Origin of the sequence: Pelatocladus sp. BLCC-F211, assembly GCF_041928655.1 — a bacterium.
In the GTDB taxonomy this organism is placed as follows: Bacteria; Cyanobacteriota; Cyanobacteriia; order Cyanobacteriales; family Nostocaceae; genus Pelatocladus.
The window spans coordinates 1-10,475 of the sequence record NZ_JBHFLM010000138.1 but is presented as its reverse complement, the minus strand read 5'-3'; the positions used below and the strand labels follow the sequence as shown (position 1 = coordinate 10,475).

Below are 10,475 nucleotides of genomic sequence, written 5' to 3'. Positions count from 1 at the left end.
AGGCTTCAACACGCCGATGATTATTCCTACTGGGATTGCTCAATTCTATCAAATTAGAGACTGCGGCTCAAGCCGCAATGTCGCTTTTCCGCCCCTGGCTAAAGCCGAGGGGCTACCAAGCTCCCGGAAACTTTACGTGTTGACTTCTGTGTTGAGAGAACACAGAGGAAGAAAAAAGGGCATTGCTGAATAGCAAGAAACGGGTGGCATTGAACCATTGCTGTTGATACATTGAGGAGTACGTGATAATGTGCGAATGAACTGACAGCATGAAACCCTTGATAAAAGCCACGGCTTATGATAATGAAACCTATGAACGCATTGCAAAAGCGATCGCTTTCATGTATCAAAATCATTTAAACCAGCCTGACTTAAAGACTATTGCTCAACACGTACATCTTAGCGAGTACCACTTTCAGCGACTGTTTACAACATGGGCTGGGATTAGTCCAAAACGCTTTTCACAATATCTCACCATTGAATATGCAAAATCAAAAATTACTGAAACCAAGAATCTTTTGGATTTAACTTTAGAGGCAGGCTTATCAAGTCCAGGACGTTTACATGATCTGTTTGTGAAATTAGAAGCAATGTCACCTGGTGAATTTAAAGCGGGAGGCGTAGGATTACAGATTCGGTATGGTGTTCACGAAAGTCCCTTTGGTTATTGTCTGATTGCAACAACAGCCCGTGGTATCTGCAATTTATATTTTCTTGATGGAACAGACGAAAAAGCTGCTGAACATAATTTACGTACAAAATGGACAAACGCTGAAATCATTCGCGATCAGCAGATGACTGAGGAAATCAGCGATCGCATCTTTAATCCCTTTGCTGCTCATCGTTCTCCCCTGGTTCTCCATGTCAAAGGAACTAATTTTCAGATTCAAGTTTGGCGTGCGCTTTTGAGAATTCCCTTTGCAGGGATCACGACCTATCAAGGTCTAGCCGCATCTATCGGACGACCAACTGCTGCTAGAGCCATCGGCAATGCCATAGGAAGTAATCCAGTTGGGTACTTAATCCCGTGTCATCGAGTGATTCGCGAGTCAGGCGCAATGGGCGGTTATCGGTGGGGACTAGAACGTAAGACAGTTATTTTAGGTTGGGAAGCCAGTCGAAATCAGAACTTAGACCAGGATTTATGATGAAAATCTCAGATATCACTGAGCTTTTGTTGCTTGCAGCCCTGTGGGGTGGAAAGCAATTGCAGCCACACCTACTTTTGTCGTGGCCGTGCTAGCTGGATTGTCTGCTGCATTGATGTATGCGATCGCTGCCCCTTACATCAAAAAAAAATTAGCTGGTGTTCCCTCATTAGTTATCACCACTGGAAGCCAGCTTGGCGCAGCATTCCTACTCTTACCCGCCCTACCGTTTACAGTACCTCAACAAACACCACCTGTGAATGTGGTGATATCGGTCATTGCTCTGGCTTTGCTGTCAACAGCCTTTGCTTATATTCTTTATTTCAGATTAATTCAAAACGTTGGCTCGACCAAAGCTTTAACGGTCACCTATCTCATTCCCCTATTTGCGATGTTTTGGGGTGCAATCGCACTGAAAGAGGCTATAACGATGTCAATGATAGTGGGTTGTAGTTTAGTTTTACTGGGTACTGGGATCGCCAATGATTTACTTGTAGTCAGGCTATACAGCAGACCAAAAGCTTAACTGTGGTGATCGAGGGGTGCGGATTCCCCTTGATTTATAAAAAATCTCTCGTTGCTTGAGCACAGGAAGTGTTAATCTTCTAAACTGGTTTCCACCTTGCCAGTCTGAGCATTATTACTAACATTAAGGACGGTATCCATTGTATCTGCACCCATGCGAGCAGCAATTTCCGGGCAGGGCTTGCTAGCATGGAGATTGATTTGAGTGTTGTCTTTTTTCTCCAGGTTGACTTCTCGTCGCCCATACCTGAGTACCGTTGACATCCAAACTAACTCATTCATGAATCGTTCCAGGCGGCGAATATAGGTTGGTTTGTCAATCAAATTTCCAGACTCATCAAACAAATTTTGGACGTTGGCAAAGTTAAGATCATAGAAAATCGTCATTAGCCCTAATTCACGCATCACAGGTAGTAAGTTTTGGATCACCCGTGTACCACCAAAAGGCCCTGCGGAAACGCCACACAGTCCAACGGCTTTATGAATGTATTCTTTCAAGCATGTATCAAGTACGTGTTTGAGCAAACCCGGATAACCGTGATTGTATTCTGGTGCAACGATAATTAATCCATCTGCCCGCTCAACGATGGCGGAGAACTGAGGATCTTTAATGGATTCACCCGCGTCATTAGTAGTAATTGGAATATTCCGAATATCAATCAGTTGGGTATCTACGTCATCTCGTACTGTAATCTGCTCGACAATAAATTTGGCAACATATTCACTTTGGCGACCTTGACGGGGAGTACCCAAAATGACAGGAATAAACAGAGGAGTGTTTGTCATAATAGCTCTGTTGTTAATTGTAAGGAGTGAAAACACTTACTAGTTGATAGTTGTTAGGGGATTTGACTTTTCACTTTTATCTGAAAAACCTCTGATGGTAAACCTCTGTGCTATAAGGAGAAAGGCTTTAAATTTCTTCCCCTTTTCCTTGTAGGAAACTCTGTTAGGGGGTTAGGTTTCCACATGACGCGAAAATTCAGGTTAGTGTGTAGGTAATATCTACTGTTCTTGATAATTCCAAAGCAATCCACCATCTACAAAGAAAGTGCTGCCTGTAATATAATCAGCGTCAGATGCAGCTAGGAATGCAACTAAAGAGGCTACATCCTGCGGTTGACCAAGACGATGAAGAGGAATGTTATTTAACAGCGCACCCAATTTTTCTGGATCATTCAATAGTTTGGTATTAATTGGAGTTTCAATTGCTCCTGGGGCGACATTATTAATTGTGATACCCAAAGCACCCAACTCGACAGCTAAGTTACGCGTGAGCATTTTTATCCCGCCTTTGCTAGCACAGTAAGCTGTAAAATTGGGAAATGGTAGTTCTTCATGCACCGAACTAATATTGATAATTTTTCCAGGGCGCTTGGTTGCCATCAAGTGTTGGACAAAAGCTTGAGTAGCAAAAAACACACCCTTTAAATTGACATTCATCACAGCATCATAATTTGCTTCCGTGACTTCCCAGAATGGTGCGTGTTTTTCAATCCCGGCATTATTCACTAGAATATCCAGCCTACCAAAATGGTCAATGCTGTCTGTAATTAATTGGCGCACCTCCGACACGCTGCTCAAGTCTGCCCTAATCGTATAACCTTGAGAGTTGGGACACTGAGCCAGATAGCATCTACCACCAATCGCTTGTACTTTTGCTAAGGTTTCTTCTGCTCCTTCTGGGTGAGAGCGATAATTAATCACAACATCCGCACCTTCTTGAGCAAGACGCAGAACTATTCCCTGTCCAATTCCCTGACTACTACCAGTAACTAGAGCAACTTTACCTTCTAACTTCATAAATTTTCTCCTTATAAGTTGTAATTAGTTCTTGAGTGTTGATTATTAGCTATTGCTCAGTTTGGCGGCGCCGAAGGTAGCATTGAAGTTGATCTGTTTTGAAAATTATGATCTGAACTTTAAATTGATTGTTGCTTGAATAATTAGTCTACAGATTATAACTAGCTAAGGATTTACGTCTAGGAAACTTATATTTGATTTAGAAAGGTCTTATGACATTCTCAACTAATTCTAACTTTGAAGTTGGTGATGTATAAAATTTTGTATTGGAGTGTAAATTTTTTGAGAATTTACGTATACAGATAGCAGATATAACTAGTAAAATCTTTGTACCAAAGCATCTAAAACTCTGAACACGCAAAACCTACCAGTTTCTTTCTAAACTCAATTTTGCGCTCACCACGAAACTGTTATCCATGAACCAAGCCAATAAAGATGAAATGTTGTTGCAAAATCAACCGTGGGAACGTGAGCGGCAGATAATAGCACGTTTGTCCTCTTTGAACTATCGGACTGGTGAACTCGGTAGCTATTTGCACAACATTGCTTGTGGAGTCAGCGAACTGATTAGAGTGGATTGGACGGTTGTTACCTTTTGCCAAGAGGGTTTTGAAACTATTCTCGCAAGTAGTTTGGAAATGGCCGAAGATGCACCCCGTGTTTATGCACTACATGGTCGGTTAATTGCTACAGTCATTCAAATAGGTAGCACGTTAGCTGTTGAAGATGCTGTGGCTCATCCAGAGTACGGTAAACCTGCACCAGGTTATCGAGCATATTTAGGGATACCATTACAAACTTCTGAAGGTCAAGTATTTGGTACTGTTTGCTCTTTTCATCGACAATCACGAAAGTTTACTCCACAAGAAATCCAAATTGTGGAACTGTTTGCAGAAAGAGCAGCAACAGCGATCGATCATTATCATCTTTACCAGCAGCAGTGCCAATTTAACCATATTTTGGAAGTTGAGGTAGAAAAACGCACAGCAGAACTACGAGCAGCGCAAACCAAGTTAGTAGAACAGGAACGACTAGCAGCTATTGGCGAATTTGCTGCGATGATTGTACATGAAATTCGCAATCCCCTCACCACAATGATTATGGGATTGAAGTATTTCAAAAAAACGATTTTGGCTGAACCTGCTCAAGAGCGATTATCGTTAGCATTAGGCGAGGCTAGCCGTCTAGAAAACTTGCTGAGTGAAATTTTGCTTTATGCCAAACCCCAAGTTTTGCACCTGTGTGAATTGGATGTGAATGAATTTATTCGTGAGTTGTTGGTATCAATGTGCGAAATGCCAGAAGCGCGATCGCGACACATTGAATTTATCCCGGCGTCATCAACAATCAAAATTTTGGGTGACAAGGATAAGCTAAAACAAGTGTTTATTAATATTGTCCGTAATGCTTGTGAGGCAGTCTCAGCAGGAGATATCGTTAAATGGAAAGTAGATAGTTTGTCTTCAGATAAAGTCTCTATCAATGTCTGGAATGGTGGTGAGCCAATTCCCCCAGAAGTTCTTTGCAAGCTAACCCAGCCGTTCTTTTCTACAAAAGCTTGTGGTACTGGGTTGGGGCTTGCCATTACTAAACGTATTGTCAATGCTCATGGTGGGAAATTATCTATTAAGTCTGACACAGCAACAGGTACTATAGTGAGTGTTAAATTACCTGTGGTTGCTTTGGGGAGCAAATAATATCTTCGTTGCAGATTCTCCTGCTTTTTGCAATTGTTTCCGCAACTGCAATATCAGTAATCCTGACATCATTCCTTGCACAAAAATTACAAATAACACTCCGAGAGAATATAATGACTCTCCGTTGGGTGTATACAAAGCAAGAAGCGGTGCTGCTACTGAAAACAACCCGATAAAATTGCTATTGCCAGGATAATTAGACCAAAACATCAGCATAATGAATACTGGCAAAATAATTACAGTACCAAGACTACCAACAGCCCAAAATATGCGATGTCGAGTTTTTTTAACTAACATGAGTTGGGCTAATACTGCATAAAGCATAGCTAAACTACCAGCTAAAATCAGAGCATAAACAGCACTAATTTTGGTTTGACTATTATTATTAGCCAGAATAATTAATGAACTAAGGAAAGTTATGGCAATACTTGCATTTAATGCGATCGCCACCAAAGAAGGGCTTTTTTCTCCCCAAATAAAATCTTTGATTACATCGCTATTCCTCAAACCTTTATGATCAGCAATGTGACGGTAGCGCGCCCAATCTTGTAAAGTTTGGCGATGAGGAGTTATAGCGGCAATTAAGTACAAAAACAGCCAAAAATGTAAAAATAATAAGCAAGCTAGCTCATCTCTCATTACAGATGAATAAGAAAACTTATCCCCAACAATTGATTTCCAATTCACACACCCTAAAGATGAAATAGTGAAGTAAAAAGTAAGTAAATAACTCTGTCGCTTACTCAGCATAGTAGCGTTAGGATTCCGAAAACAACGCTGTAAAGCTTGCCAAGTAAAATACATTAGAGAAAAGAAATTTACAATTGCTAAACTAGTAATTATGATGTTGCTATTTCCTAGAGGTAAAACGAACCAATGAAAATCAGCCCATTGATATCTAGAAATAAAATCAGAACTACCTGATAACCCAGGAATAAAGTAGAATGGGTTAAAAAATCTCAAGAAAACAAATGCAGAATTAGTTGAGATATAAACAAGTGACTGCTTAGTTATTAGTAGAAAACCAAGAACAACTCCACTACCCAACCAAGCTTGAAAACCACCTAACCAAGAACCAACTAAGCCAAATAGCAACGCCGCACTGTAATAGAAAAGACAAGCAGCTAAGACAACAGCATCAAAGCCTAAAATTGCTACGAAAGAAATATTCGCTGCTAATCCTGATAATAAATGCAGAGGAATTGCTAAAGCGATCGCCAGATAAGGCAAAATTGGCACCCCTAACATTTTTCCCACAAAAATACTTTGGGATTCTTGGGGACTCAGACGAATAAAATTCAGTGTTCCACGTCGCTCTTCATTAGCCAAATCGCTAATCAGTAGATAAATTCCGATCACCAAAAGACTAAAACAGGCAAAAATACTCAGCCATGTAAATAAATCTAGCCACCACAACTGCCAATTGATGATTGTATCGCCAAATTCATCTGATAAACATTTTGGTAATCCATATAAAAGTTTACCTGTGCAATACTTATTAGAATTATCGAGAAATCTATCTTTAGAAATTGGTAACTGAGATTGAAAAGCTATAAATAGCAAAAATTGACTACCTAATGAAATTATAGTTGTCAGTATGATGTTGCGTAGTTGCAGACGTCCTTTGAGTTCGCGTAATAATTGTGGATTCCAGTCTCCCAATCGATCTAAAAAATTGTTTAGCATGGCGACACTCTTTAATTAAAGTGTATTTTGTTAAGTCAATTTTTCTCAGTTCGTAGTAAGCGCTTTAGCGCTTAAATATTAAGGACTAAAGTCCTTACTACGAACTTAATCAAATTAGCTTTTTGCTAGCAAAGCTTTAGTAGCAGATTCTCCTGCTATTTTGATTTGACGTTTCAACTGTAAGTTTAACAATCCTAAAATACTCAACTCACTCAAAAGAGCGATAAAAACAGTTGTACTCGTCGTATATTCTAACCCTGCCCAAGGAAAACTTGAAAGCAACCATAACGTAGAATGTTTATCTGGATTCAGACTCAGCATTCCTAAAAACATGGGCGGTAAAAACATGACTGTAGCGATAGTTCCAATCGCCCAAGCAGTACGTTTAGAAGTTTTCATCAAGAGCATGATTTGCGCGATTGTGGCGTAGATCATCACCATACAGATAAACAAAACTACACCTAAAATTGCTTTGAAGCGACCAACGTCGTTCACTAGCCAGTCTAAGCTATTGTTATTATTCGCGTTCAAAGAAAGTGCAACTAAAATCCAAGCCACTAACGGAATAGTAACAATCACAAGATTAATTGCAATTGTTACTATTGCTGGACTTTTTTCACCCCAGATTAAATCTTGTAATAAAGAATTTTGCCAAAATCCTTTACGTTGAGAAATATTCTGGTGTCGATACCTAGCCCAATCTTGAATTGCTTGCCGATGTGGTGAGAGAATCGTAATTAAACCAAACAGTAACAACAAGTTAAAAAACAGTATTAAAGTAAAGTTTTGCGTCACTTGATGGTTTAAATCGTAATAAGCAGGAGCAGGGTTTCCATTGGAGTAATAATGATGATAATTTTTGACATACTGGAGAGTGAACCCCCAAAGAATAAGTTGCAAGTAAGCAACAAGTAAATAACTTTGCCCCTTACTTAGTATTGCAGAATTTGGGTTACGAAAACGGCGCTTTAAACCATACCAAATCCAATAACTCCATAAGCCATAATTGACTAAATTTAAAACCAGTAAACCAAGAAGACTTTTTCCAACAGGTAGGTAGAAAAATTGTATTTGTTGGAGTAATTCCCAATTATATCTACGGAACAAATTGGGGAATAAATAAGCTGTCATATCAAAGGGACTGAACAGTCTTAACCAAGCAGCTGCATTATCCAAGTATGGTCCAGAAGATGCTAATTGCATCGTCACAAACAAGAAAATGAGAACTGCGCCACTACCCAACCAAGGCTGAAATCCACTGAATAAACGACTAATAAAGCCAAATAATAATGCGGTGCTATAGAAGAAAAAGCAACTAGCACTTAAAATTACATAAAAACTCAAAATGTGACTAAAGGCAATATTAGCATAACGACCTGCTAATAAATGAAAAGGAATTGCGATTGCAATTGTCAGATAAATTAATATTGGAACTCCCAACATTTTACCAGTCAAAATACTTGTTTCTGACTGGGGACTAAGACGTAGAAAATTTAACGTACCCCGATTTTCTTCTTGAGCTAAGTTATTAATCAGTAAATAAGTACCCGCAACTAACAGTGTGAAAATAAAAATGACAGTCAGTGATAGGAATATGTATTCCCAGTGATCTCGCCACCACTGTTGCATATTAATTTGCTCAAGAGGGCAGTACTGATTGTACAAAATGTTATTAATGCTTTTTTCTTGATCCTTAAGTTGGTCTATTTGTTGTGTTAAAGATTGAACTGCTGACGCATCATAATTGTTAGATTTGTTTAGCCAAGATAATTGTTGTTGCAGTTTGCTAATCTGCGGGTAAATATCATTTACTTGTTGTTTATAAACTTCTCCTAAACTGCAATAAGTACCTGACATTTGATATTTTTCGCTTGGTATTTCCCGCAATTGATACAAGAACAATATCAACTGACCAATTAAAGATGCAATACAGGCGATCGCCACAGGAAAAACTTTCAGACGACCTTTAATTTCCCGCAACAATTGCGGATTCCAGTCGCCTATTTTATCCATAAAATTGAGCAACATATGTGAAAACTCCAAAGTTGGGGATTGGGGAGTGTGAGGACAAGGGAGATGCGGATAATAACAATTGACTATTGACCCTTGACTAAGATGCTTGTTTGTGTCCGAGCTTGAGGAAAATAGTTTCTAGGTCTTCTTGGGTGCAGTGAAATTCGCTAATTGGAATGTCAGCTTGAATAAGCGATCGCAAGAAATTAGCACAGTCTTCCTGCTTACCAGAAAAATTCACCCGCACGCTATTTTTCGCAGTGATTATTTCCCACTCTTCCACAAAAGAATTATTCTTAAGTTCTGCTAACAGTTCCTCTTGCTTTCCTAAAGTTGAGATGATAATTTGCTGACGCGCAAGACGTTGATATAGTTGTTGTAGCGATGCACTTTCTACTAAATAACCAAGTTCCATGATTCCCACCGAACTGCATAATTCTGCCAAATCGCTGAGAACATGGGAAGAAATTAAGATTGTCATTCCCGCTTCTTGCAAGACTTTGATGATTTCTCGAAACTGCATCCTCGCAATTGGATCGAGTCCTGAAACAGGTTCATCTAATAGCAGCAAAATAGGTTCATGAATGATTGTGCGCGCCAAACTGAGGCGCTGTTTCATCCCCCGTGACAAAGTGGAAATTAAGCTATTGCGTTTATTCCCGAGCTGTATTAGTTCTAAAACCTCATGTAGACGTTTTGTCCGGCGTGGTTCTCGCAAACGATACAAACGGGCAAAATAATCTAGGTAGTCCCAGACTGTCAGTTCTTCATACAGAGGATAGTCATCAGGTAAGTAACCAAGACGACGCTTAAGAGTCGGGTTACTTTGGTCACGTAACAAGCGATCGCCATTAATATAAATCTCACCCGTAGTCGGTTCTTCTGCTGCTGCTAACATCCGAATGAGAGTCGTTTTACCTGCACCGTTGGGGCCGATTAAGCCATATACCTCACCTACATAAATTTCTAAATCAACATTATTAACGGCAACGTGCCTGTCAAATTGCTTCGTCAGTCCATTGGTGCGAATTGCTAATTCTTTTACCATAGCTGCTGAGTGCCGCTTGTTATTATCAAATAAGCTAGCCTCTTCCTACAGCTTTTGTCAGCTTCGTTTCGGAAATTGAAACTGTCTTTAAAGAAACTTGATATTTACTGCTATGTACTACCGTTTATTACTAGGATAATAGTATAAAACTAAACCTAAGCTTCCACTAACTACTAGCATTTGTGGTTCAAAATATATATCGAAATACAATAATCCCCATCCTGTTGTTGCTGAAGATGGGGACTTCCGCAATAAGTAAATCGGTGAGAATAAATCAAACTATGTTAAGTAACGTAAAATTACTGAAATAAGTTCGTAGTAAGGACTTTAGTCCTTTCTTGAGGACTAAAGTCCACCCTGCGGGAAGCCGCTCTTACGAGCGTCTACACTACAAACCTTCGATTATTTGCACTGTCTTACCAAAAACCTGGGTCTAAAGCCTCGTCCTTCTAGGACGACTTTGATGATATTATGTTTTTAGCGGTAAAGCGCACAGATAAAAAACGAAGTAGGTCAAGTGGACAACTCCTGATCCAGAACCCTGGTAGTATAAAT

The 10,475-nt window shown here is 39.6% G+C and carries 9 protein-coding genes; 4 read left to right on the top strand and 5 right to left on the bottom strand.

All coding sequences use genetic code 11. From position 1 onward, the window contains the following. The 3 genes from ACE1AT_RS16980 to ACE1AT_RS16970 form a co-directional block, all read left to right on the top strand. On the top strand, positions 1–193 hold a 193-nt coding region (locus ACE1AT_RS16980), incomplete at its 5' end, for a hypothetical protein (RefSeq protein ID WP_374870345.1). Positions 194–269: 76 nt separating this feature from the next. Beyond that, positions 270–1,148, top strand: coding sequence for a methylated-DNA--[protein]-cysteine S-methyltransferase (locus ACE1AT_RS16975; RefSeq protein ID WP_374870343.1), 879 nt, complete (start codon positions 270–272; stop codon positions 1,146–1,148). A gap of 43 nt (positions 1,149–1,191) precedes the next feature. After that, positions 1,192–1,674, top strand: a complete 483-nt coding sequence (locus ACE1AT_RS16970) for a DMT family transporter (protein WP_374870341.1) — start codon at positions 1,192–1,194, stop codon at positions 1,672–1,674. Between the two features lie 71 nt (positions 1,675–1,745). Here the strand turns inward: ACE1AT_RS16970 and ACE1AT_RS16965 are convergent, their stop codons facing one another. Both ACE1AT_RS16965 and ACE1AT_RS16960 read right to left on the bottom strand, forming a co-directional pair. Then, positions 1,746–2,459: an NADPH-dependent FMN reductase gene (locus tag ACE1AT_RS16965; protein ID WP_374870339.1), complete on the bottom strand. Its 714-nt coding sequence runs from the start codon at positions 2,457–2,459 to the stop codon at positions 1,746–1,748. 219 nt (positions 2,460–2,678) lie between these two features. Further along, complete coding sequence (locus tag ACE1AT_RS16960; protein WP_374870337.1) at positions 2,679–3,476, bottom strand: SDR family NAD(P)-dependent oxidoreductase; 798 nt, start codon at positions 3,474–3,476, stop codon at positions 2,679–2,681. A 416-nt stretch (positions 3,477–3,892) separates the two neighbouring features. Here ACE1AT_RS16960 and ACE1AT_RS16955 point away from each other — a divergent pair, with 416 nt between their 5' ends. Next, on the top strand, positions 3,893–5,173 hold the full coding sequence (locus ACE1AT_RS16955; protein ID WP_374870335.1) for an ATP-binding protein: 1,281 nt from the start codon (positions 3,893–3,895) through the stop codon (positions 5,171–5,173). On the opposite strand, the gene ACE1AT_RS16950 is transcribed toward ACE1AT_RS16955, so the two are convergent. The 3 genes from ACE1AT_RS16950 to ACE1AT_RS16940 all read right to left on the bottom strand — a co-directional run bounded on the left by ACE1AT_RS16950 (position 5,144) and on the right by ACE1AT_RS16940 (position 9,920). After that, positions 5,144–6,859, bottom strand: coding sequence for a hypothetical protein (locus tag ACE1AT_RS16950; protein WP_374870333.1), 1,716 nt, complete (start codon positions 6,857–6,859; stop codon positions 5,144–5,146). The genes ACE1AT_RS16955 and ACE1AT_RS16950 overlap by 30 nt on opposite strands. A 114-nt stretch (positions 6,860–6,973) precedes the next feature. Beyond that, on the bottom strand, positions 6,974–8,887 hold the full coding sequence (locus ACE1AT_RS16945) for an ABC transporter permease (RefSeq protein WP_374870332.1): 1,914 nt from the start codon (positions 8,885–8,887) through the stop codon (positions 6,974–6,976). Between the two features lie 82 nt (positions 8,888–8,969). Next, positions 8,970–9,920: an ABC transporter ATP-binding protein gene (locus ACE1AT_RS16940; RefSeq protein ID WP_374870330.1), complete on the bottom strand. Its 951-nt coding sequence runs from the start codon at positions 9,918–9,920 to the stop codon at positions 8,970–8,972. Between the last annotated feature and the right edge of the window lie 555 nt (positions 9,921–10,475).